The organism is Microcystis sp. (genome assembly GCF_048564745.1).
GTDB classification, from domain to species: Bacteria; Cyanobacteriota; Cyanobacteriia; order Cyanobacteriales; family Microcystaceae; genus Microcystis; species Microcystis ichthyoblabe_A.
In genome coordinates, this window is sequence record NZ_JBLZRT010000040.1 from 1 (window position 1) to 24428 (window position 24428).

22 protein-coding genes and 1 tRNA gene are annotated in these 24428 nt (G+C 42.7%); 6 read left to right on the forward strand and 17 right to left on the reverse strand.

What is annotated here, in order from left to right:
- Nucleotides 1-160: 160 nt before the first annotated feature.
- The gene (locus tag ACOCD9_RS06710; RefSeq protein WP_419546842.1) at nt 161-805 is read left to right on the forward strand and encodes a TIGR02646 family protein; all 645 of its coding nucleotides are present in this window, start codon (nt 161-163) and stop codon (nt 803-805) included.
- Between the two features lie 587 nt (nt 806-1392).
- Here the strand turns inward: ACOCD9_RS06710 and ACOCD9_RS06715 are convergent.
- The 5 genes from ACOCD9_RS06715 to ACOCD9_RS06735 all read right to left on the reverse strand — a co-directional run bounded on the left by ACOCD9_RS06715 (nt 1393) and on the right by ACOCD9_RS06735 (nt 8025).
- Nucleotides 1393-2688, reverse strand: a complete 1296-nt coding sequence (locus ACOCD9_RS06715) for a CO2 hydration protein (RefSeq protein ID WP_287700533.1) — start codon at nt 2686-2688, stop codon at nt 1393-1395.
- A gap of 57 nt (nt 2689-2745) precedes the next feature.
- Nucleotides 2746-4296 carry an NADH-quinone oxidoreductase subunit M gene (locus ACOCD9_RS06720; RefSeq protein ID WP_409876734.1) on the reverse strand — a complete coding sequence of 517 codons (1551 nt, stop codon included), beginning with the start codon at nt 4294-4296 and terminating at the stop codon, nt 2746-2748.
- 78 nt (nt 4297-4374) lie between these two features.
- Nucleotides 4375-5100, reverse strand: a complete 726-nt coding sequence (locus ACOCD9_RS06725; protein WP_419546843.1) for a carbonic anhydrase — start codon at nt 5098-5100, stop codon at nt 4375-4377.
- Nucleotides 5101-5180: 80 nt separating this feature from the next.
- Nucleotides 5181-7034, reverse strand: coding sequence for an NAD(P)H-quinone oxidoreductase subunit F (locus ACOCD9_RS06730; RefSeq protein ID WP_419546844.1), 1854 nt, complete (start codon nt 7032-7034; stop codon nt 5181-5183).
- Between the two features lie 46 nt (nt 7035-7080).
- Nucleotides 7081-8025 (reverse strand): LysR family transcriptional regulator, encoded by a 945-nt coding sequence (locus ACOCD9_RS06735; protein WP_104396428.1) that lies wholly within the window; start codon nt 8023-8025, stop codon nt 7081-7083.
- 291 nt (nt 8026-8316) lie between these two features.
- Here ACOCD9_RS06735 and ACOCD9_RS06740 point away from each other — a divergent pair, with 291 nt between their 5' ends.
- Complete coding sequence (locus tag ACOCD9_RS06740; protein WP_287700524.1) at nt 8317-9027, forward strand: Uma2 family endonuclease; 711 nt, start codon at nt 8317-8319, stop codon at nt 9025-9027.
- 111 nt (nt 9028-9138) lie between these two features.
- Here the strand turns inward: ACOCD9_RS06740 and grrM are convergent, their stop codons facing one another.
- The 4 genes from grrM to ACOCD9_RS06760 form a co-directional block, all read right to left on the reverse strand.
- Nucleotides 9139-10299: a cyclophane-forming radical SAM/SPASM peptide maturase GrrM/OscB gene (grrM, locus tag ACOCD9_RS06745; protein WP_419546845.1), complete on the reverse strand. Its 1161-nt coding sequence runs from the start codon at nt 10297-10299 to the stop codon at nt 9139-9141.
- Between the two features lie 78 nt (nt 10300-10377).
- Nucleotides 10378-11499 carry a murein transglycosylase A gene (locus ACOCD9_RS06750; RefSeq protein WP_287700522.1) on the reverse strand — a complete coding sequence of 374 codons (1122 nt, stop codon included), beginning with the start codon at nt 11497-11499 and terminating at the stop codon, nt 10378-10380.
- A gap of 83 nt (nt 11500-11582) precedes the next feature.
- Nucleotides 11583-12914 carry a hemolysin family protein gene (locus ACOCD9_RS06755; RefSeq protein WP_419546847.1) on the reverse strand — a complete coding sequence of 444 codons (1332 nt, stop codon included), beginning with the start codon at nt 12912-12914 and terminating at the stop codon, nt 11583-11585.
- A gap of 32 nt (nt 12915-12946) precedes the next feature.
- Nucleotides 12947-13240 (reverse strand): hypothetical protein, encoded by a 294-nt coding sequence (locus tag ACOCD9_RS06760; protein WP_045361837.1) that lies wholly within the window; start codon nt 13238-13240, stop codon nt 12947-12949.
- A gap of 64 nt (nt 13241-13304) precedes the next feature.
- Between ACOCD9_RS06760 and ACOCD9_RS06765 the strand changes: the two genes are divergently transcribed.
- Nucleotides 13305-13377, forward strand: a tRNA-Ile gene (locus tag ACOCD9_RS06765).
- Nucleotides 13378-13801: 424 nt separating this feature from the next.
- On the opposite strand, the gene ACOCD9_RS06770 is transcribed toward ACOCD9_RS06765, so the two are convergent.
- Nucleotides 13802-14068 (reverse strand): hypothetical protein, encoded by a 267-nt coding sequence (locus ACOCD9_RS06770; protein WP_287700518.1) that lies wholly within the window; start codon nt 14066-14068, stop codon nt 13802-13804.
- A 254-nt stretch (nt 14069-14322) separates the two neighbouring features.
- Between ACOCD9_RS06770 and ACOCD9_RS06775 the strand changes: the two genes are divergently transcribed.
- Complete coding sequence (locus tag ACOCD9_RS06775; RefSeq protein WP_287700516.1) at nt 14323-14709, forward strand: hypothetical protein; 387 nt, start codon at nt 14323-14325, stop codon at nt 14707-14709.
- Nucleotides 14709-14894 carry a hypothetical protein gene (locus tag ACOCD9_RS06780; protein WP_287700514.1) on the forward strand — a complete coding sequence of 62 codons (186 nt, stop codon included), beginning with the start codon at nt 14709-14711 and terminating at the stop codon, nt 14892-14894. Before ACOCD9_RS06775 ends, ACOCD9_RS06780 begins: the two co-directional genes overlap by 1 nt.
- Before the next feature lie 79 nt (nt 14895-14973).
- On the opposite strand, the gene pstB (ACOCD9_RS06785) is transcribed toward ACOCD9_RS06780, so the two are convergent.
- From pstB (ACOCD9_RS06785) to pstS, 5 genes are all read right to left on the reverse strand, one after another.
- The gene (gene pstB / locus ACOCD9_RS06785) at nt 14974-15771 is read right to left on the reverse strand and encodes a phosphate ABC transporter ATP-binding protein PstB (protein WP_149976845.1); all 798 of its coding nucleotides are present in this window, start codon (nt 15769-15771) and stop codon (nt 14974-14976) included.
- Nucleotides 15772-15861: 90 nt separating this feature from the next.
- Entirely contained in the window at nt 15862-16665 is an 804-nt protein-coding gene (gene pstB / locus ACOCD9_RS06790; RefSeq protein WP_287700510.1) for a phosphate ABC transporter ATP-binding protein PstB, read from the reverse strand.
- Nucleotides 16666-16760: 95 nt separating this feature from the next.
- Nucleotides 16761-17654 (reverse strand): phosphate ABC transporter permease PstA, encoded by an 894-nt coding sequence (gene pstA, locus ACOCD9_RS06795; RefSeq protein WP_002749314.1) that lies wholly within the window; start codon nt 17652-17654, stop codon nt 16761-16763.
- A 17-nt stretch (nt 17655-17671) separates the two neighbouring features.
- Nucleotides 17672-18631 carry a phosphate ABC transporter permease subunit PstC gene (pstC, locus tag ACOCD9_RS06800; protein ID WP_045359649.1) on the reverse strand — a complete coding sequence of 320 codons (960 nt, stop codon included), beginning with the start codon at nt 18629-18631 and terminating at the stop codon, nt 17672-17674.
- Between the two features lie 94 nt (nt 18632-18725).
- Nucleotides 18726-19847: a phosphate ABC transporter substrate-binding protein PstS gene (gene pstS / locus ACOCD9_RS06805; protein WP_419546851.1), complete on the reverse strand. Its 1122-nt coding sequence runs from the start codon at nt 19845-19847 to the stop codon at nt 18726-18728.
- 375 nt (nt 19848-20222) lie between these two features.
- On the opposite strand from pstS, the gene ACOCD9_RS06810 reads away from it, so the two are divergent.
- A complete protein-coding gene (locus ACOCD9_RS06810) occupies nt 20223-21257 on the forward strand; it encodes a PstS family phosphate ABC transporter substrate-binding protein (protein WP_419546852.1) in 1035 nt (344 codons plus the stop codon).
- Between the two features lie 146 nt (nt 21258-21403).
- On the opposite strand, the gene ACOCD9_RS06815 is transcribed toward ACOCD9_RS06810, so the two are convergent.
- A complete protein-coding gene (locus ACOCD9_RS06815; RefSeq protein ID WP_419546854.1) occupies nt 21404-22945 on the reverse strand; it encodes a ferredoxin--nitrite reductase in 1542 nt (513 codons plus the stop codon).
- Between the two features lie 402 nt (nt 22946-23347).
- Entirely contained in the window at nt 23348-24382 is a 1035-nt protein-coding gene (gene trpD / locus ACOCD9_RS06820) for an anthranilate phosphoribosyltransferase (protein ID WP_419546856.1), read from the reverse strand.
- Nucleotides 24383-24428 lie beyond the last annotated feature (46 nt).

A 24428-nucleotide genomic window follows, 5' to 3' on the forward strand; every position in this document is an offset into this window, starting at 1 on the left:
TAGACCTCTTGCAAAAGTCTTAAGTCGATCCTTGTACAGCAACATTTTTGAAGATTATCAACTACTAATAAATAATTAACTGAAAGTCCCTCCCATTATTGTTTCTATCGTTTGTTTTCGGATTTATGCAAGAGGTCTATTAGTAAAGGGGCTGAACCTTATGCGAACCATTAGTAAAGGGGCTGAACCTTGTTGTTTAACAGCTTGGAAGAGGAAGAACCCTTATGGGGCATACGATGATTTAGATAAAACAGAAGAAGGGAAAGTCGTTCGGGCAAAGATTCGAGACTATGCTCTTAATGAGCAGTTTTATCTTTGTGCCTATTGCTGCCAGCGAATCGAAAACATTAATGCTTGCCATAATGAGCATATAGAAGCTCAAAAGCTAAATCCTAAACGTACGCTCGACTTTTCAAATATTGTTGCTAGTTGTAATACCCCTAATCAATGCGGTGATGCACATAAATCTCAACACCTACCCCTAACTCCCCTGATGACAGAATGTGAAACAGAACTGCGATTCAAAATTAGTGGTCGGGTAGAAGGATTGAGCGATCGGGCAGCTGTGACGATTCGAGTTTTAAATTTGGGTGACCATGAAAAAAATAACCGTGCTTTGATCGAAAAACGGAAGCGGTTGTCTAATGTTTTATTATGGGAAAATGGCATAAATCCAGATGACGGCTTAGAGGATGATGAAATATTAAATATATTAATCGATGACCTATCACAACCTCAGCAAGATCAAATGGAACCTTTCACTCCAGTAGTAATTAATATCTTGAGAAGTTGGCTCCAAGCTTAAGAGCAACCCTCTTGATAAATCTGGCTCTTCGTTACTTGTTATGGTTCGATAGGGGGGCATAAATCGACTAAATCCTTATGGCAAGAGATTTAATTGATTAGTTCGCTCTAGCTCGAAAACAATTAACAAAAATCGCCAAATGTCTTTCTCTATAAGAGTTTCATGCCTTATAAACCTGTACGTTGCATAAGACAAACCGAAGAACCATAAATCTGCTCTAAATTAAAACCTAAAACAGACAAATAATACCATTTCTCTAAATGAAAACTACACATCGAATTTAAGTCACCCTTTTTAAGGGGGATTTAGGGGGATTAAATTTCTGTAGTCAGACTTTGGAGAATTGGTATAACAACTCATACTAAATCCGCTGAGTAACGCACAGAAAACGGGTTTCTCCGAGAAACCCGTTTTCTACTCATGCACTCATGCAAAAAGGGGAATAAATAATCAGTTTTTAATACCCAGATTTAGTATTAATTATCGATGATGGAAGAAGTGGTCATCTTTTTTGAGGTTGGGTGTCGGTTATCTCATAATCAAAAAAAGGTGGGCTATAAACCCACCAGAAAAGTAACCAAAAAACCTCAACGATAATTAGGACTTTGGATATCTCTAAGACGCGCTTCGGGGCGTTTAAATCTGTCCATTTGTGCCTCAAAGAATTGACGATTTTTCAGTAAATGTTTGGGATTAGGATCGTCGAGGGGATAGAGTAAAGCAGTGCGTAGAGCTTGAATAACTGCTGAAGTAACATTATACATTGATCGCTGGAAACTAATCCCCAATTGAATCAAAATATCATCTTCCCCCCGGCATTGTTGCTGATAGTAATCGATCAGATATTGGGGTAAAAAATGATACATATCATCCATTAACAAAGTGGGAGGAATTCCCGCAGTACCCACGGGGAAAACATCCGCATAAAGAATGCCATAGTGAAAGTCTTTTTGTTCGTCAGGAACCTGTTTTGCTTGGGCATTATAGGACTTTGTACCCCGGAAGGGAGCAGTACGATAAAAGACCGCTTCCACATAGGGTAAAGCCGCTTCATAAAGCCAAGTAAAAGCCTTTGATTTGGGGATAATTTCGTAGCATTGACCATCAATATAAACATGATGATAAATCGGCCGGCCAGCGATGGCAAAAATACCATTAACGAGGAAATTCATGGCATCGGGAACACCTTTAAACCCGCCTTCATCGTAGATATCAGACATCTCGAAAAATACCGGGGCCATCACTTCCCAGAATAGTCCTAAATTAGAGTAGTAGGACATCATCCGCACCTGTTCCAAAAACATATCGGGGAACAGGTCATAAAGTTTCATCATGACGGGATTTTTCTTGAAATAGGCCTTAATAGCGCGGTCGGCATTTTGGCGATATTCTTCTGAATCGAGATAGGCATCAAATAAACCCCAACCCATATCGCGGCCATGCCATAACATGGCTTGCATACAAGCTTCAGCAAATTCCATATTAACGCGGTCATGCCAAAGATGATGGATTAATCTGGGCATTTTTCTGGTTTTACCTTTATCCATGAATTCTAACAATTCAGGGTGAGCGGAACCCGTACCGCGCCAGATGCGTAAATCGGCATTATCGCCAGCGTAATGATTTTGTAGGTCTAGGTATTCTTGGGGTAGAAAATATTTAAAAAAGGGCAAAGGATCGAGGAAAACTCGTTCGGCAATGTAGAGCAGATCTCGCCAATAAAAATCCATTGGCACGGCATAAGCTTTATAAATGCCGATAATTTGCATCAGGTTTTCGGGAGTATCCGGCAACATGGATCCACCCGCTTCTAAACGATGGATAATGTCGGCGAATTCGTGATTAGAAGGGGGAATTTTGGCTTTGATTAATGTCCCAGTCATAGTTTTAGGTAAAGTAATTAGCAGCGGTTACAATAATTCGGAAACAGCAAGGGATAACTAACTATTACTCAAAAATTTACCCCGATTCAACCAGTTGGTTTTTGAGGACTTTTGCGGAGATTTTTTGAAGACAAAACTAGGTTTTGCTTCCCCCGATAAGCTGGCAACCATCGAGTTAGTGGTGGGTTCAATCCAACGGACTAAATAATTGGGTTGAATACCTAAAAAGACGATTAATACCATTAGGACAAAAGCGGGAATAGTTTCCGATTTCAGGACTTTGGGATAGTAGGCAAGTTTATTATCCAATTTGCCAAAACAGGTGCGATTAAGCAGGATAACAAAGTAAACCGCCGTTAAACCGGAAGCGATGATACAGAGAACCGTCTGCACGGGAAAACGGGAGAAACTACCCTGAAAAACGATAAATTCCGCCACAAATCCCACTAATCCGGGGATACCAGCACTGGCCATACCGGCGAGAATTAATAGAGCGCTAACCAGGGGTAAACCGCGAATTGGGTTCATTAAACCGTTTAAAACGTCTAAATCTCTAGTTCCGGCTTTGCGTTCGACGATGCCCACCAGATAGAATAAGAGGGCGAGAATGAGACCATGGCTAATCATTTGCGCGACGGCACCAAGGACGCTTAAACCCGTGCCGGCGGCGGCTGCTACCAGTATATAGCCCATGTGACCGATCGAACTGTAGGCCACCATGCGTTTAATGTCTTTTTGGGCAATAGCGCTCAATGCCCCGTAAATAACGCTAATAACGCCGACAATTGCCAGTCCGGGGGCGATTAAAGACCAAGTTTCCGGGAATAATTGCAGACCAAAGCGAACTAAGCCATAAGTACCGAGTTTAGCGAGGATACCACCTAATAAAATTGCTGTAGCGGGGGAAGCTTCCGTATAGGCATCCGGTAGCCAAGTATGGAGAGGTACGAGGGGGATTTTGATGCCAAATCCCACTAACAGCAGAGTTAAGAGCAGTAATTGGGTTTTTTGGGAGAAATCGGCGGTGGAGAGGGAGGAGTAGTCAAAAGTACCACCATTGAGGAAACCTATACCTAAAAATGCCGCTAGGACTAATAACCCAGAGACAGCAGTATAGAGAAGAAATTTAATCGAAGCATAGCCACGTTTTTCGCCTCCCCAGATAGCAATCATCAGATAAAAGGGGATTAATTCTAGTTCATAGAAAACGATGAACAGCAGCAGGTTTTTGGCCATTAATGCCCCAGAAACCCCGGCGTTAATCAGGAGGATTAGGATGTAATAAAGTCGGGGACGCTCTATTTTTTCTTCGCTACTATAGATAGCTATTCCTGTCAAGAAACAGCTTAAAATAATTAACGGTAAGGACAAACCATCGACTCCGAGGTTATAACTTAAACCGATTGGTTTTGCCCATTCGCGGTATTCAGAAAATTGAAAGCCATTACTGGTTAAGTTATATTGGGTCAGCAGATATAAAGACCACAAGAAGACGGCGGCAACAAAAAAGAGGGTAATTTGACGTAATTTTGCTGGGGCAAATTTATCGGGGAAAAGACCGACGATAATTGCTCCAATTATTGGCAACCAAAGCAGGGTACTGAGCATATTGGTATCGATCGAATTTATAATGACTGGGATGAGAAAAGGATTAGCCAACCGACACGATGACTAATCTAGAATTGACTAAATTAAACTCACTTTGCCGGTATCGAGATCGTAGTAGGCTCCAACAATTTTTAATTGTTTTTTATCTACTAAATCACCCATGACTGGGGACTTGCCTAATTTCTCTACTTGATAGACAACATTGGATTTAATGGCTCGCTCAAGTTTGTTGGAACCGGGTTGTTTTTCAGCCCGATCAACTCCCACCTGTAGGCCATCGATTAAACGACCGATTTGTCCGGGGAAACGACCCCCTTCAATGGTGGCTTTTACCGCTCCACAACGAGAATGACCAAGGACAACAATTACCTTGGCTCCTAACACCAACGTGCCGAATTCGAGGCTACCAATTTCTTCGGAAGTGGCTAAATTTCCCGCTACCCGACAAACAAATAGATCTCCTAATCCGCGATCAAAAACAATTTCTGCCGGCACGCGAGAATCGGCACAGCCCAAAATTGCCGCAAAAGGGGCTTGACTTTCGGCCACTTCTGTGAGCCGAGTTTGATCGCGGTTAGGACTTTTTTGTCTTCGTTCCCAGAAACGTTGATTGCCTTCCATGAGCATAGTTAAGGCCTGGTCTGGGTTCAATCCTTTATTTTGAGCCGTTAGCCATGGCTGGGAATTAACGGCGGTTTGGGCGTTAGTTTTGGACAACTGAGAACCCAAAACAGTGGCGGCTAGACCGGTTCCCAAAAAACCACCCCCATAACGGATTAATTGGCGACGAGAGGTATTGAACATAGGTAATTGTTTCCATTAATCAGGACAAATCCTATTGTCAGGGCCGGGGATGCTAAAGAAAAGCCTAAGTTATCAAATCTTTAACTGAAAACTAGAGAAATTTGTGATAGTAGGGGCCAGCAGATGATAATACCGATCAAAGCGACCCCCAAAATAATCGACAGAAAGTAAAATTGGGTCTGGCCCGAGACGTTATATTTCAAACTCTGACCACCAAAAACCGTGGCTAATCCCACCAGATTAACGATCCCATCCACCAGAAAGGTATCGATCCAGTTAATAATTTGCGAAATTAATCCGACGACAAAAACGATGGTGACTTTATACAATTTGGCTGTATAAAGGTCGTTGGCAAAGAAATCTTGAAGGGCTTTCGGTTGAAAAACGATCGGTTTGGAGATATTTTCATTCAGATAAATATAGGCTGCCGGAATTACGCCCCCAGCAGTGGAAAGCACCAAGAGAAAAGCCACTCCCAGATTTAAGTTACTTGGTAATAAATGCCATTGCGCCAATAAAATCGGCAGATGAAGGGCGAAACCCATGGTCACAGTCATGGGGATAACTAAGGGCCAAAGAGCTTCTGGAGAGCGCAGGGTCATCGGTTTGATTTTACCGCCAAAGAAAACGCAAAATTCTCTAGTGACACTAAAGGCAGTTAAGGCATTGACCAACAATAGCACTAATAACAGTAAACCACTGATTTCTGCGAGGCGATCGCCCATGCGGGCCAATGACCAAAAACCGCCAAAGGGAGGCAGTGCGACTAAACTAGCGGCACCGACGAGATAACAAATACCAGAAACGGGACGACGAGACCATAAACCGCCGTATTGGCTTAAATCTTGGCTGATATTATTCCAAACGATGTTACCCACCACCATGACTAACAGGGACATAGCGATCGCGTATGTAAAGAGTAACACTAAAGCGGTTTCCGTTTGTCCAGTGGCAACAGCGATAAAAATCAGTCCCATGTAGGCGCTGACGGAATAGGAAAGGGAGCGCTTGACATCGATCTGGGCGATCGCAATTAACCCCGCACCGATGGCAGTAACAGAGCCAACAATGATCATCACCTGTAAGGTTAAGGGCGATAATTGTAGCACCGGCTCTAATTTCACCAATAACCAAGCGCCAGTGGAAACGACGACGGTATTCCGCAGAATTGTCGCTGGCATCGGTCCTTCCATGGCCTCATCTAGCCATAAATGCAGGGGAAATTGAGCGCATTTGCCCATTGGACCGGCAATCAGGGCTAAACAGAGTAAATTAGCCACATTGGGGTTTAAATTGGCTGTAGCCGCCCATTCTGCCAATTGGTCAAAGTTCCAGGTTCCCGCCAGGGGTAAAAGGGCCACCACTCCCATCAAGAGGATTAAATCGCCAATCCGTTTGGTTAGAAAAGCATCCCGCGCCCCCGTTACCACCAGAGATTGATTAAACCAGAAACCAATCAGCAGATAAGTGCCGAGGGTGAGAACTTCTAGCACACAATAGCTGAAAAATAGCGAATTACAGATAACGAGGGCGCACATACCCCCTTCAAAGAGAGCGACGAGAGAATAAAACCTTGCCCAACCCCAATCCATTTCCAGATAGGCGATCGCATATACCTGCGCAGCGAGGTTTAAGCCGGTAATTAGCAGTAAAGCCCCGATATTAACGGCCGAAATCTGCACATCTAAAGATATGCTTAAATCTGCGGCATTTAGCCAATTAAATGCTATAGATTGGGGCGGACGACCCCAAACGGCGAGCAAAGCAAAAAGGCTATGCAAAAAAGCCCAGCAGGTCATGATCAAGTTCAGATAACCAGCCGGTCGCGGGCCAGTTTGCCGGATAATACCGGGAGACCAGGGTAGGGCGAGAAGTGCGCCCGCAAAGGCATAAAGAGGTACCAACCAGATAGTCTGGCTGAAGGACTCGAACATATAACCACCTCAAGAAGAAAAATGATCCTGAATTAAAGTTTAAGGTTTAATGGGTCACTAATAGGCTGTGGCCATTTTTTAACGGGGCATGAATCGGGATGGTTTGACTAGCCTCCAGCAGGTATTTTAAAAAAGCATCGGCAATCACGGAAAGTTGTTTTCCGGCCAGGTAACAAACGTACCAATTGCGCTGAATTGGAAACTGTTCCACGTCGAGGATGGCTAATTCTCCGTTTTCCCCTTCCGAGATGAGAGTATGCTTAGATAGTACCGATATTCCCAAACCGCCAGAAATAGCCTGTTTAATCGCCTCGTTACTGCCTAATTCCAAGCGCACCCTAACTTTAATATCGTGGAGATTAAATAATTTTTGTACCGCTTGGCGGGTTCCAGATCCCGATTCGCGCATAATAAAAGGTTGCTGGTTGAGGCACTCAAGGGGGAGATTTTTCTGTCCCACCAAAGGATGATCTCGTCGCGCCACCACCACTAGAGGATTTTCCAGAAAAGACTGAGAACAAAGTTCCACTTCTTCCGGCGGTTGACTGAGAATATAGAGGTCATCCTCGTTGTTTGACATTCGCTCTTGCAGTTTCTGATGATTAGTCACTTGCAGGGCAATGTCAATACCGGGATACTGTTGACAGAATGCCCCCAGTAATCGCGGCACAAAGTATTTAGCGGTAGTAATTACGCCTAAAGTCAGTTTTCCCTGTCTAGTTCCCTTAATATCGGCCACTTTCATCTGAAAGTTGTCCAATTTATTAAAAATCTCTTGACAGGTGAACAGTAATTCCTGACCCGCTTCGGTTAAAAATAAACGTTTGCCAATTTGCTCGAATAGCGGTAAACCCACGGCTTTTGTGAGTTGTTTGACTTGGGTTGAGACGGTAGGTTGAGTGATAAATAACTCCTCGGCCGCCTTGGTAAAGCTACTGTGTCGAGCGGTAGCCTCGAAAACCCTTAACTGGTGCAGGGTTGCCTGTATCAAGTTCTTATCCTCTTCTCAATAACAACTATTTGTCACCATCAATCCTAACGCCTTTATAGATTCTAGTCAATTAACTTTTTGATAAATATAGACTCTACTAGATATAACCGCAGCTTAAGACCTTTTGTCAGCCATCAGCTTTTTTCTCCCTCCTCCCCTCTCCCCCTCTCCCCCACTCCCCCATTACCCCATTCTCCCCACTCCCCAATTCATAATTCATAATTCATAATTCATCATTCATAATTATCTTGCTACAATCAGAAAACAACCATCTATTAAAATTAAAAGACAATGGTTAGTTATCTTGATATTGACGACGATCTTCTTTTCCCCGATAGCGATGGTCAACCGATGGCAGATAATACCGAACAATATGAGTGGATTGTTAAAATTAAGGAGAATTTAGAGATTATATTTGCCGATGACCCTAAGGTGTTTATTGCCGGAGATTTACTCTGGTATCCTCTGCGTTCTACTTTGGTTTCACCGGTTGCTCCCGATGTGATGGTAGCCTTTGGCCGTCCCAAAGGACGGAGGGGTTCCTATCGTCAATGGCAGGAAGAAAATATCGCTCCTCAAGTAGTTTTTGAAATTCTATCACCGAAGAATACAAAAGCAGAAATGAGTCGAAAATTAGAGTTTTATGACACCTATGGTGTAGAAGAATACTATTTATATAACCCGATGCGCTGTCGTTTACAAGGATGGCAAAGACAGGGAGAAAATTTAAGAGAAATTATCCCCATCAATGACTGGATAAGTCCCCGCTTAGGTATGCGTTTTATCTGGGATAAATCTAGTTTAGAATTGTATCGTCCCGATGGAGAGAAATTTTTAACAACTGTTGAGTTAGAGTCTCAAATGCGTCAAGAAAAGAAACGCGCCGATAAAGAAAAGAAACGTGCTGATAAAGAACAGAAACGCGCTGATAAAGAACAGAAACGTGCGGATCGACTAGCGGAACGCTTACAGGCGTTAGGATTAAGTTTAGAAGAAGAATAATACCATGCCATTACTTTGCAAAAATGGTATTTAGATCAAGTTTTTTTCATAAGTTATTAGTAAACAGTTATCAGTTTACTGATTACTGATAACTGATAGCTAAAAAAATCTTTAAACTTCTAATAAATTTTCTAGGCGATCGAGAACGATATCGGTGATACACTTAATCCGGTATAAACAGGCTTTAGTATCTGTGGAGTTGAAAGTGCCATTTTCCCAATATTTGTTACTACCGGCCCCCCCCCCACAAACCCCAAAATAATCGCATTTTTGGCGACATAAATCGACTCCACCGCGCATATCAGCGTAAATTTGTTGAAATTTCTCAGTTTCACAGATAGATTCCAGAGAATCGGTCAAAACATTACCAAAGATAAAATCACCGTAGGGTTGGGTTTTAATCGATAGTAATTCCGGATCAAAGGTGGAAAAATTACCTTGATTATCAAAATTGACAATCATAAAAGGTCGATTCATATCGGTATTTTCTAAGCGTTCATCCGTATAAATCAAACTACAGATCGATTCAAATTCTCGCAGCTTAAATTCTCCTTGTTTGGCCGTGACTAACTCCCAAAATCTGACAATAAACTGGCGATAACGTTGTTCAATACCTAATTTATCTAAGGAAGATTGTGAATGAATACCCTCAGTTTCTTCCATATTAAAAGCCACATCGGTAAGACCATGATCCCAAAAAAAGTTAAAAATTTCGTCGGGATAGTCGAGGGAATCTTCTGTTAAAACAGCGATGATACTGACATCAATTTCATGTTTTTGCAAGAAAGAAATCCCCCGCATTGTAGCAGCATGACTGCCAGTTCCCTTGCGGTTTTGCCGGTGGATATCGTGAATAAAAGCCGGTCCATCAAGACTGACTCCCACATAAACATCATGCTTTTTAAATAATTGACACCAAGCATCGTTAATATAAGTGGCGTTAGTTTGTACTGAATGACGAAAACAGTAACCCTGCTGATTATATTTCTCGCTAACTTCCGCAATTTTAGCAAAGGCACTTTCATAAAAACTGATGGGAACTGCTAAGGGTTCGCCGGCGTGCCAGCAAATGGTAAAATCATTTTGGAGAAAACGACTACTAAAAACCCTCTGAAAAATCGGCTCGATTAAATCTAAGGATAGGGTATTTTTTAAATGGCGATCGGGTAAATAACAGTAATCACAATTGAGATTACAAAAAGAAGTCGGCTGCACGACTACTAAAGTAATTGGACCACAATCCGACCAATCTATATTTCTGTTTTTTTCCATCATTCTATTTTTAATATTCTCACTTAAGTATAATAACTGATTTCGCGAAGTCTATCTTAATTCTACCTATACTATTTCCTATTCCCTCAATAATAAATAATATAATTGACCCGGAGTATTAATTAAACCGGCTCGCTCGCCAGCATTTTTTCCTGTTCCCATAAAAATATCTACCCTGCCGGCACCTTTAATCGCGCTGCCAGTATCTTGATCGAGAACATAGCGACTCACTAATTTTTTATTAAGATTTCCCTGGGGAATTTCTGTCTCAATTACTGCTAAAGCACCGGGGGGAAAAATACTTTTATCTGTAGCGATCGATCTTTCTGGTAAAACTGGAACTCCAATACTACCAGTGGGAGGCGCACCGTGGGTTTCTCGAAAGAAAATAAACCGATTATTGCGGGGGATATAATTCTTTAATTGCTCAGGATTACTTCTGAGAAAATCCAAAACAATTGGTAAGGTTAAACCCTCGGCGGGAAAAATACCATCGGCAATCATTTCTTTTCCCAGACTTGTGTAGGGATGCTCGGTGTTGCCATCAAAACCAATGCTCATAATTTGACCATTAGGTAAACGTAATTTCGCCGAACCTTGCACATGAACTAAATAAGCTTCTAAGCGATCTTTTAACCAGACTAATTCGTATCCCGCTAGACGGCTATTTTCCCCCAGTAAACCATCTTTTCCCTCTAATTCTACCCTAGCTGGATGGGGTTTAGACCAGCGAGAAAAGTTAGCAGGTCGGCGATAGAGAGGATATTTATACTCGGCGTTTTTTTGCCGACTTGCTTGATAAATTGGCTCAAAATAACCAGTAAATTTAACATTTCCCTGGCTATCATTACCCAAAGAACGATACCAAATAAATTCTTTTTTAACTGCCTTTTGTAGAGCTGCGGGAGTGGGATAATTCTGCACTAATTGACGAAAACGTACTAAGGAACGCTGCACTCGCTGACGAGTTATTTCAGGAATAGGATAATTTTGATAGGCGCGGATTGCTGCCGAGCTATTCAGATAACGTAAACTATGATCGATCGCTTGTAGTAGGTTTTTTTTGTCCGTTAGCAGTCGTTCATCGTATCCCGTAGATGTTCCCAATTGTGAGATTTCAAAACGTTCTAGGGGCAAATTTGCGGGGGTGAGGGCAATTAATCCCAAGCTGAGGGGGAGGATTGTCAAAAGGTGTTTCATGGTGACAGGAGTGGGCAGCTATTGACTCGATTAACAATCAAGCAAGAAGGATAAATGAGAAAAGTTATTTCTTGTTTATATACTTAGGATGGTTGTTGACGATAAATCTTAATTTGTTCCAGGCGAGGGCCGACCTTAGAAATGATGGTAAATTCTAAATTTTGGTAATATAGTTGTTCTCCCACCCTCGGTATTTTTTGCCAATGATGGAGGACAAAACCGGCTAGGGTTTGGTATTCATCGGCCAAGGGTAAGCTTAAATTTAATGCTTTGTTCACGTCCTCTAAATTCATTTGTGCTTGTACGAGAAAAGTCGATTCATCGAGGATTTGATATTCTACTGTTCCCGATTGATCCCTAGGGGAAAAAGTTCCCAGAATCTCACCGATTAAATCTTTCAGGGTTAATAAACCGGCTGTTCTGCCAAATTCATCCACAATGATAACCATCTTTAAGGATGATTCCCGCATCACTGTTAGTAATTCATTTAAGGGAGTGGTTTCGGGGAAAAAACGCACAGGTTTCAACCAAATTTTAATCGGGGTTGTTAAATTTAACTGACCTTCGGCAAGGGGTAAAGCTAAATCTTTAAAATCGATCAGACCACGGATATCATCGCTGGAATCTCCTTCCACAGGATAACAAGAATAGCCGCTGTTAACTACTTGTAGCAATAATTCCTGAAAAGTGGCAGTCGAGGGAATAGCTATTAAACGGTTATGGGGAACCATAATTTCTGAGGCAGTGATTTCGCCAAACTGGAAAACATTATTTAAAATTTTCCTTTCCGCCGCTTCTAATCCCGTTAATTCCCCTTCCATGCTGATAATTAATTGTAATTCCTCGGAAGTTACCCGACTAGAACGATGTAGATCCACTTCGGGAATACGGGTTAAAACCAATAAAAAACGAGTTGATTGGTTGAGAATACCGATAAAAGGCTTAAAAATCCTGGAAATAACCCCAATAGGTGCCGCTAATAATCGCGCCATCGGTTCGGCATAAATTAAAGCTAGGGATTTGGGATAAAGTTCCCCAAAAACTATCTGGAGATAGGCCACGATTAAAAAAGCTAAACAAAGAGAGAACCCATGGGAGAGAAGATTTTGCCAGTTTAAAGAAAAGGGTAAAAAACTCAGTAATTTCTTCACAAAAACGGTCATGGTACTCTCCCCGATCCAACCTAAAGCTAAACTAGAAAGGGTGATGCCTAATTGGGTAGTGGAAAGTAAGCGATCGAGACTTCTTTGTAGAGATTGGACCGTCTGCGCTGGCACATCTCCCGCAGCCACTAGCTGACTGATGCGGGTACGACGGACAGACACAAGCGAAAATTCCGCCGCTACGAAAAAAGCATTGAGGACGATTAGTAAAAAGACTAAAATTAAACGAGTCAATAAATCCTGATTATCCATAGCGAAAAGGCAAAATTCGCCTTTTTTAAAGCCTATCCTTTGGTTTCATCCTTTGATTGCGGTTTGTTTTTCTGTTGTTGCATATAAACTCTCACTCTTTTAATTACTTCTTCTTCTTTCACGGGGATAAAAGTTTGATTGCGACCATAACTGGTGCGATCGTTGGTAAACTTTTTAGCGGGGTTGATATCCGGTTGACTGACTCCCTTCAGGGAGGCGATTCCCAATTGATAGGCTACCCAACCGCTACCGAAGCCGGCGGCTACCATGGCTACCATCAAAAGGAGTCCTAACTGCAAGGAGGTACTGATTGCAAATTTTTTCATCTTGGTGGGGCTGGATTTTCACGTTCGGAGTGATTACCGATCTATAATGAGTTAATAGTATAACCCAGGGTTGGCCGAGCGGTTGAGGCAACGAACTCATAATTCGTGCTAGGCAGGTTCAACTCCTGCACCCTGGATAGTTTTAATGGCTTCAAGCGATCAGCTTTGACTGTACTAGAGTAAGTTATAGGTTAATCTTGTTCTTGTTAGTGCAGAATACAATCTTTTTGGGCTGCCGCATACTGATGAGCCTTTCTTTGTCAACTCTTGAGGTTGATGCTTTTCATTTTTGAATTGGCGGAGTTTTTGGGGGACACTCAAAATTCGATGTGACTTTAGCCGAATTGCTGCGCCAGAAAGCCAAGTTTTAGACGGTTAAAATGGGGTGAGATTGACTCACCCTATCAACTTTTATTTATGCCGTGGGAATAAAGCTAAAATACTTGAGTTTGCTTCCCTTTTCTTGAGAAGACGCATTGATCAGCGTTGTATAAAGAATTAATTAGGGTTGATCAAGCTTTTGGCTGGTGATTTGGCTAATATATACCCGTTGGCTGATCTTTACTCCTGATCTGGGGATTGTCCGAAAAGATGCTCTACGATTCGCTTAACTTCTGTACGGATGCCGGTGACTTCGTTGCGGAAAAACTGTTGATCGCTCTCAGCTTGAGTGATAAATTGATTTAAGCACTCGTTGGTTCGTTCAAGACTCCCTGCTATTGTCCTAACTTCACGGGTTAGCTGTGCTATATCTTCTCGATTCTGTTGCGTGAGGACAACGGTAGCCTGTAGTATGCTCTCGATCCGTTCTAATCTTTCATCCGTCATCGGTTACAATCCCTTTAGCGCTTTTTATCTGTCCCTTGCCAATAGTAGTCGTTAAGGGACTATTTTAATTATCGGGGATCAATCACGGAACATGAGGATTATTATGTCTCACGGTCGAGAAACTGTTAGTAACTCAAGGTCAAAATTCTTGCCAGAAGAAGAACATAAGCGATTGCAAAATTAGCCCTATTCCCATAATAACAGAAAAGGTTTGAGTTTGAGTTTGAGTTTAGTTTTATCTAGAAAATTTTGTCATGAAAAATCTTCAACAAACTATTAGATTTACTTTATTATATTTACTTCTTACTGCCAGAGTTCTTGCCGCACCACCTCCCACTCGTATTAATTATTGTTCTAACACTTTTATCCAAGAAATAACCACCGGATTTGATGACGAAGCTGATGCAGAAGCAGTTGTGGTTCTAACCAACGGAGTTGTTCTGTTTTTCTATGTGAAAATTGATGAAGTTCCAGCTTTAAAAACAGCTTTACCCGGCGATAAAGTAAAACTCTGTTTAACTCAAGTGCCAGATGATTGTCCACCGGGTGATGAACGAGGTAAAATTTATAGTGTGTTAAACTATAGAACTCAACAGTATTTTAAAGCGATGAATTCTTGGCATTACTGTGGGGGTGCTTAATGTTAGTAAGCTTATTTTTTGAAGCCATATTTAGTATTAGCCATCTCAAACAAACTAAAGTCTATCAAGAAGCAATAAAAGAAGGTAGAGAAGAAGGTCAACAACGGGGAAAAATACCAGCACAATTAGATTATATTACCCTCGCTACTGCCTTAGACTTAGACAACGTTTTTGCAATCAGTTAAGTTAATCGTTTTTCAATCATTCCAGATGGAAAAAATTAATCTATCCCTGAGTCGTAAATAACGATTAATTATTAATACTTTAACCAAAACGACCGCTAACATAATCTCTAGTGGACTCTTGAGCGGGATTTTGAAAGATAACCTCGGTGCGATCATATTCCACTAAATAACCCACTTTACCACCTTTTGGGGTCGGTTCAGCATTATAAAAAGCCGTTAAATCAGAAACCCGCGACGCTTGTTGCATATTGTGGGTGACAATAACTATAGTATATTGGGTTTTCAATTCGTGAATTAATTCCTCAATTTTTAGGGTAGAAATTGGATCGAGTGCCGCACAGGGTTCATCCATTAAAACAACTTCCGGTTTAACCGCAATAGCGCGAGCAATACATAACCTTTGTTGTTGTCCCCCCGATAAAGCTAAACCACTTTCCTTGAGTTTATCTTTAACATCATCCCAGAGAACGGCTTTTTTTAAAGATTCTTCCACTAATTGATCCATATCGCCGATGTAACCATTTAATCGCGCCCCAAAAGCGATATTTTCATAGATAGATTTAGGGAAAGGATTCGGTTTCTGAAAAACCATACCGATGCGACTGCGTAACCCGATAGGATTAACGGAATTACCATAAATATCTTGACCGCGAAAGGTAACTTTTCCTTCAATTTTGGCACTTTTAACCAGATCATTCATGCGATTAAAACAGCGCAAAACCGTACTTTTTCCGCAGCCAGAGGGACCAATAAAAGCGATCGCTTTTTTCTCAGGAATATCAAGGTTAACATCACGAACAGCGAGATTAGAACCATAGTAAACGTTTAAGTTTTTGGTTCTCAAAACCGCATCGGTAACAACATCTTTACTATACATAATTTTCAAAGGAATAGGTGTTGGGGAAAAGGGAAAAGGGAAAAGGGAGAGGGAAGAAAAAAGCTGATAACTGATAACTGATAACTGGATTTAGCCAAAACGTCCACTAACATAATCTTTAGTTGCTTGTTCTTGAGGATCACTGAAGATTTTGTCCGTATGATCAAACTCGACTAGATAACCAATTTTGCCACCTTTATCGGTGGCTTCAGCGTTATAAAAAGCCGTTAAATCTGCTACTCTGGTGGCTTGTTGCATATTGTGAGTAACAATAATAATTGTATAACGTTCTTTTAACTCGTGCATTAATTCCTCAACTTTTAAAGTTGAAATTGGATCCAGTGCCGAACAGGGTTCATCCATTAATAATACTTCTGGTTGAGCGGCAATAGCGCGAGCAATACATAATCTTTGTTGTTGTCCCCCAGATAGGGAAAAACCGCTTTCTTTCAGTTTATCTTTTACTTCTTCCCAGAGAGCTGCTCGACGCAAGGAAGTTTCTACTAATTCATCTAAATCACCTTTATAACCATTTAATCGCGCTCCGTAAACCACATTATCATAAATGGATTTGGGAAAAGGATTAGGGCGCTGGAACACCATACCGATGTATTTTCTTACTTCGACCGGATCTACCTCTTGAGAGTAAATATCTTGGTTATGATAAAAAACTTTGCCGTCAATACGAAAACCGTGAATTAAATCATTGAGACGATTAAAACACCTGAGAATGGTACTTTTTCCACAGCCAGAGGGTCCGATAAAAGCGGTGACTCTATTTTTGGGAATATCGATCGAAACGTCCCGCACTGCTCGATAATTACCATAGTAAATATTAGCCTTATCCACCTTTAAAACGGTTGCGGTTGATTGGGTAGTGCGATTAGTTAGCATAAATTATTTACCTTGAATTTGGATAATTGAGGAATTGCAAAGATAGATAGATTTTTACTTAAATATCCCTTTTTGCTTTTCACTTTTTCCCTGACTTAATAGGTTTTCTGGCGCGTGGCTAAACGGGATAAAATGTTAGTTACCAACACCAAAAGCACGAGAATTAAAGCACCTGCCCAAGCTAATTGCTGTTGAGGGGCAAAAGGGGCAGTAGCAAAGTTGAAAACTAGGACCGAAAGGGTGGCAATCGGTTCAAAGACACCCCGAGGCCAAAAGTTAGAGAATAATGCCGTAAAAATTAAAGAGGCCGTTTCTCCAGCAGCCCTAGCAATTGCTAAAGTCACACCGGTTAAAATAGCGGGAACAGCAGCAGGAAGGACGATTTTTAGGACGGTTTGGTAGTTATAGGCCCCTAAACCCATGGCCGCCCAGCGGATGTCTTGGGGAACGATTTTTAAAGCCTCATCGGTGGTTCTAATAATAGTGGGTAACATTAACACCGCTAAACCGATCGAACCGGCAAGGGCAGAAAAGCCTAAAAGGGCTGTTCCTTCGCCAAATAAGGGGGCAACTAGCAAACCGTAGGCGAAAACCCCGACAATAATCGAAGGGACACCCGCTAAAACGTTGGTAGCAAAGCGCACACCCTGGGCAAGTTTGTTATCACCGCTAAATTCCGAGAGATAAACCGCCGCTAAAACGCCGATGGGAACTGCGATCGCTGTGGCTAGGGCAACGACGATAATTGTGCCTAAAATGGCGTTAGCGATGCCTCCTCCTCCTAACCCCGGCGGTGGCGGTAATTTAGTAAAGAGATTAGCGTTTAAACGACCCACCCCTTGCACAAAAACAAAGCCTAGGACGGCAAAGAGGGGAATCACGGTGACAGCTAAACATAAAGCCGAGAGAACGGTCATAATTGTCCCCAATAGCGATCGAGGACTACTCGGTTTCTTTTTGAGATTATTGCCTAAATTCGCACTATCCATATCAGTTAAAAGATGGCTTAATACTTAGCTTTGACGCGATTAACGATTAATTCTGCGAAGATATTGACTACTAGGGTCAAAACCAAGAGAACAAAACCCGCATACATGAGTGCCGATACTTGCATTCCCGATGCTTCGGCGAATTGGTTAGCCAATAAGGAAGCGATCGTGTTAGCGGGGGCGAGAATAGAGGCACTAATGCGGTTAGAATTGCCGATAATCATCGTTACTGCCATGGTTTCCCCTAAAGCACGCCCTAAAGCTAACATAATCCCCCCGACAATCCCGGAAAAAGCGGCAGGAATTAAGACTCGAAAAATCGTTTCCCAACGGGTGGCCCCCAAACCTAGGGAAGCTTGTCGCAAATCCGGCGGTAAAGCGGCCAAAGAGTCACGAGAGATAGCGATAATAATCGGCAGGATCATAATTGCTAAAATAACCCCCGCCGGTAACATTCCAGGACCCCCTAAAGGAGTACTAAACAGAGGAATCCAACTAAAATTAGCATTTAACCAGTTACCAAGGGGTCTGAGGATAGGAATCAATACAAAGATACCCCATAATCCGTAAACAACACTGGGAATAGCGGCCAAAAGTTGTACGAGAAAAACCAAAATTGTCCGCGCATTTAAGGGAATAAAATCTTCGCTTAAAAAAATGGCTGAACCGATACCGAGGGGAACGGCAATCAGGAGGGCAATCAGAGAACTAACGAGAGTTCCGTAGATAACGGGCAGAACTCCGAATTCTTCCCGACCGCGCACGGGATTCCAAGCACTACTGGTCAAAAATCCCAGACCAAAGGTTTGAATCGCCGGTAAAGCCCGAATAAAAATAACTAGGGCAATTAGGAGCAAAATCAGCCCAATAGCGATGGCAAAGGCGGTGGTTAATCCAACAAAGCCTTTATCGAGGATTTTTTCCGATTCTGGACGTTCTTTAAAATTTGAGTCGGGTGAAACTGTGGGCGCACTCATGATTAGGGTTTAAATCCAGCTAGTTTGCGGTAGCTAAGGTCGAAATTGGCCTTTCTCCACTATTATTGTAACTTTGAATACATTTTTTCGGCGACTAATCCACCTTGATCGTGTAATCGGGATAGATGACATCGGCAGCGGCGGCTACTCGTTCCCGAACGTTTTTCGGTAGGGGAATATAACCAAGGGCGGCGGACTGTTCCTGTCCCTGATTGAGTCCAAATTCAATCATCGCCTCCATAGCTAAAGCTTTTTGGGGATCGTTGTATTTTTTATAAACCAACATCCAGGTATAGGTGACGATGGGATAGGAATTTTCCCCCGGCGGATCGACGATAAAAGCGCGTAAATTTTCAGGCAGTTCAACGTTAGCGAGGGTAGCAGCGGCGTTGGTTTCATCGGGAATGACAAATTTACCCGCCTGGTTTTGTAGAGCGGCCATCGGCAGGTTATTATTTTTAGCGAAACCGTACTCGATATAGCCAATCGAGCCTTGATTTTGTTGAATTAGGGCAGTTACACCTTCATTTCCTCTACCGCCGAGAAATTTACCTTTTTTGGTCGGCCATTGTACGGCTTTTCCTTCACCGATGCTTTTTTTCCATTCGGGACTAACGGCGCTTAAAAACTTGGTAAAAACTCCCGTTGTTCCGCTACCGTCTGCCCGGTGAACTACGGTAATTTCTTCATCGGGTAGTTTTAAATCGGGGTTATCGGCGGCAATTTTGGTATCGTTCCAACGGGTAATCGTGCCTAAAAAGATGCCTACATAGGCTTCCCTACTTAGTTTCAGCCCTTCTACTCCTGGCAAATTATAAGCCATAACGATGCTTCCCGCCGTCATCGGTAGCAGTAAAACCCCGCGGCTAACTCTGGCCATATCCTCGTCACTCATGGCCACATCGGAAGCGCCAAAATCGATCGTACCTTGGATAAATTGTTCGACTCCCGCCCCGCTACCGGTAGATTGATAGTTAATTAGTAGTTTGGAAAATAGTTGATTAATGGTGACAAACCAGTTTTGATATAGGGGTGCAGGAAAAGAAGCGCCCGCACCATTGAGGGCGACCTCTCCTTGCAGAGGAACCTGGGAGATTCTATTGCTTCCCTCTCCGCTGGTTCCCGCCGTATCGCCGCCACCACAAGCGGTTAAAGTCGCTGTTAGAGTCGCTAGGGATAAGGCTGTTAGTAAATTGGTCCTGTTTCTGCTGGGCATAGGATTAATTTTGATCCGTAAACTGCCTTAAATTTTACGCTAAAAGTTACCACTGCTTGGTAAAGAATAGGTTAAGAAGTGAATAAAAGAACGTAATGTATTGTCAAGAAAAATTTTCTCGATAACTAGACAAAAATCTCAACTTCTTTTACTATCTATTTTGACTGAACATTAGTTTTAAGTCGCGGGTAAAGCCGCTAACTTTTCCTGTCTAAATAGGGGTTTTTTCTTTCCCTACCATTATAGTGACGTAAAAACAACAAAGAAAAGATTAAGGTTTTTATCCATCATCCCCCAGCTTTTTTCTTCCCACTTCCCCACTGATAACTGAAAAGTCTCCCCAATATCCGTTTTTACTTTCTCCTTTTGACACCTATGCTAGAAATTTTTACTCAGCTATCTCGTCCCACCAAAGTAGTGGCAATTGTCCTGGGTACTGCCCTCATTTTACCCGCTTGTGCCAATATTTCCACTCAAGACCTAAAACCAATTAAAATCGATGGTTCGAGTACCGTAGCGCCAATTACCGATAAAGTTCTCGAAGATTTTAAAGCTAATACCCCTAACAAAGTTTTGGCTGATGTTAAAGTTGACGCTAATATTTCAGGAACCGGCGGCGGTTTTAGAAAATTTTGTGCGGGAGAAACAGATATTAATAATGCTTCTCGGCCAATTTCTGTGGAAGAATTAAAAGAATGTGATGCTAATAAGGTAAGATTTATCGAACTACCGATCGCTTTTGATGCTTTAACCGTGGTAGTTAATCCCCAAAATAACTGGGTTGATGATATTTCCACCACAGAATTAAGAACTATTTGGGAACCAGCGGCCGAGAATAAAATCAAACGTTGGAATCAAATTAATCCCGCTTGGCCCGACCAACCGATTACCCTTCACGGACCAGGTAAAGACTCTGGAACCTACGATTTTTTTAGTGATGTAATTAACACTAAAGATGCCAGTCGTGGGGACTTTAATTTTAGTGAAGATGACCAAGCTTTAGTTAATGCCGTCAGTCAAGATGCCAACGCTTTAGGCTATTTTGGCCATGCTTACTATGAACAAAATCGGGATAAATTAAAAGCTTTAAAAGTTAACGGTATTGAACCAACTCGCGGCAATGTCGAGGATAGTAAATATCAGCCTTTATCTCGTCCTTTGTTTATTTATGTTAATGCCCAAAAAGCCCAAGAGAATCCCGCTTTAGAGAAATTTGTCGAACATTATCTCGATCGAGTTCCCAATTTATTAGATAGTATTGGTTATATTCCCCTACCCGATGAGGCCTATCATTTGGCACGGGTACAGTTGCAAAAATTTGAGGTAGGAACGGTTTTTAATGGCCGACCTCAACCCAATTTAACCATCGGGGAATTACTTCGCAAACAAGCTCAATTTAAAGCTAAGTAACGATTCCCATCTGGAAGGAAAATATATAGGAATTTTCCTGCTCCTATCTGCCTCCTAATATAGCAAGAGGTTTGCCAATTTCACCCAACAGAGATACAGAAAAAAAAGAGGGGATAAACCCCCCAGCGTATCGAGAAACTTGTTAATTAACCTTTCGGTGTCGCCCCAAATTGTTCGATGAGGATAGAGGTTAACAGCGATTTTAGATCTTCACAGGGAATCCCTTTTTGTACACAGCTTCCCAGGTGAGCATCTTTACCCACTTTACCCCCCATGTAGAGGTCAACTCCCTCCACGGTTTTGCCGTCTTTGCGTGCTTTTGTCCCCATCAAACCGATATCGGCCACTTGGGGTTGTCCGCAGGAGTTAGGGCAACCAGTCCAATGGATCCGCACACCCCGGGGGATATTTAATTCAGCATCTAACTGACTAATCAAGTCCACAGCCTTATTTTTGGTTTCAATCAGGGCAAAATTGCAGAATTGCGCCCCCGTACAGGAAACGAGCGCTCGTTGTAAAGGAGTGGGATTGGGGGTAAACTTAGCCAGTAAAGGCTCGGTTAAAAGAGTCGGCATATTTTCAGCCGCTATATTGGGAATAATCACGTTTTGTTCCACGGTTAAACGTAATTCTCCGCTGCCATACACTTCGGCAATCCGGGCCAAATCGAACATATCATCGGCAAATAGACGACCAACGGGAACACAAAGACCGATATAGCTCAATCCCTCCTGTTTTTGGGGAAAAACTCCTAAATGATCTCGTTTTTCCCAGTCAATAGCGTCTTTTTCGGCTGCCGTTGCTAAGGGATAACCCAGGTGATTAGCCACCCGAGTGCGGAATTCCTCAATTCCCCACTCATCAATTAACCACATTAAACGGGATTTTTGACGATTGGCACGCAATCCGTTATCGCGGTAAACTTCCAAAATTCCTCGGCATAAATCCACCACCTCCTGATTCGGTCTCACCCAAACATTCATGGGAATTGCCGCTTCACAGCGTTTAGCCGAGAAAAAGCCACCTACTACGACATTAAAGCCTAATTCTCCCTCTTTATAGGCAGGAACAAAGGCAATATCGTTAATTTCCGCATGAACAGAGTTATCCCGGCCCCCTTCGATGGCAATATTAAATTTGCGGGGCAGATTGCTGAATTGATAATTACCTTGACCGTAGTTGGTAATCATATCTTGGACTTTTTGGACTAATTCCCTGGTGTCAATTAATTCATCTGCGTCTAGTCCCGCCATGGGTGAACCGGTAATATTTCTGACATTATCCATGCCCGATTGTACCGAAGTCATACCCACGGATTTTAGTCGTTGGAAAATATCAGGAATATCTTCGATACGAATACCGCGTAATTGTAGGTTCTGACGAGTAGTAATGTCGGCATTGCCATCATCGCCGTAACGCTGCACGATTTCCCCTAAAACGCGCATTTGCTCACTGCTGAGAATGCCGTTAGGAACCCGCAAACGCATCATGAATTTGCCCGGGGTGACGGGACGATAAAAAACTCCCACCCATTTTAAGCGATGTTCTAAATCGGTTTTATCCATCGCTTCCCAACCGATTTGGGCAAAATGCTCCAGTTCATCTTTAATGGCTAATCCGTCTTTCTCGGCTTTAAATTTCTCGAATTTATTGAGAGTTGTGCCATCTTTTTCAGCTGCTTGTACCACGAATCTATCTCCTTCTGGTTTGTGGGTGTAATTGTTCTAGTTGGTGCGGGTTAGAAATGAAGAAATCCGGATTTAACAATAAGTATTCTGTAAAATACTGTCGTCATTAGCAAAAATTTAGTAATTTACCTAGTCTCTATTTGTTATTTAATTCTTTTTAACTTGGGTGATTTTGTATTGTTTGTAACAGAAATCCTCTAACCATCGTGTTTAGGCATTTATATCATGCAGTAAGTGCATTGAGGTGGGGAGGTGGGGAAGTGGGGAGGTGGGGAAGTGAGGGTGTGGGGTGTGGGGAAGTAGGGAAGTGGGGAAGTGGGGTGTGGGGTGTGGGGAAGTGGGGAAGCTGTCTCATCACCCTATCACCCCAAAACCCTATCACCCTATCTCCTCTGAATTTTCTTAAGCGAGAAACTTAACCAACTCCTCTAATTTTTGCCAAGCTAACCCACTGGCTAAAATCTCGCGTGCGAGGGCGAAACCGGCAGCATGGTCGCCAAAAGTGACTTTTTCTGCCACCTGTAGGGCAAGAGAGGCATTAATCGCCACAGCATCCCGTTGAGCCGGCGTTCCCCCCCCTTGCAGGACATTTTTGAGGATTTCGGCATTTTCTGGCACTTCCCCGCCTTTAAGGGCATTTAAACTGGCTCTGGGGATAGCAATTGACAAGGGATCGATCGCCGCAGAAATCACCTCGCCATTATTTAATAAAGCCATATCGGTCAGATCTCCTAACCCTACCTCGTCGAGTTTTTCCCGGCCGTGAACAATAATCGCCTTTGGGGTTCCCATTTGTGCCAAAGCTGTGGCCATGGGGGTGAGAAATTGCTGGTCATAAACCCCGATAACTTGACCTGTGGGACGGAGAGGATTAACTAGAGGGCCCAGAAGATTAAAAACCGTGCGAACTTTCAGGGTTTTGCGGAGATTAGCCACACTTTTCAGGGCTGGATGCCAACCGGGGGCAAAAAGAAAGGTCACTCCCACCCCATCTAAAGCCGCCGCTACTTTCTCGCTAGGGGCGCTCAAATTAACCCCAAGATATTCTAGAACATCGGCCGAACCGACCTTGCTGGAGGCCGAGCGATTGCCGTGTTTAGCCACTTTTACGCCCCCGGCGGCCGCCACAAAAGCCACAGCAGTGGAAATATTAAAGGTTGAAGCCCCGTCACCGCCGGTGCCACAGGTATCGATAACGGGAGTGGTATGGGGTTTAGGGTCTTCTAAGCGAGATTGTTGCCGTAAAACTCCGGCCATTCCCGCTAATTCGGCGGCCGAGACTCCTTTTGCTTGCAAAGCCGCTAAAATCGCCCCCGATAAAACTTCCGGAATCTGGCCGTTTAACCATCCGGTCATTAATTCTTCAGCTTGGTTAAGGGAAAGGGATTTTTGATCGAGTAGTTGCTGCAGTAGGTTTGGCCAGTCTTGAGTGGTCATCGCTGTTCCATTGCTGTGGGGATGGGGCGATATACTATCATAGCGG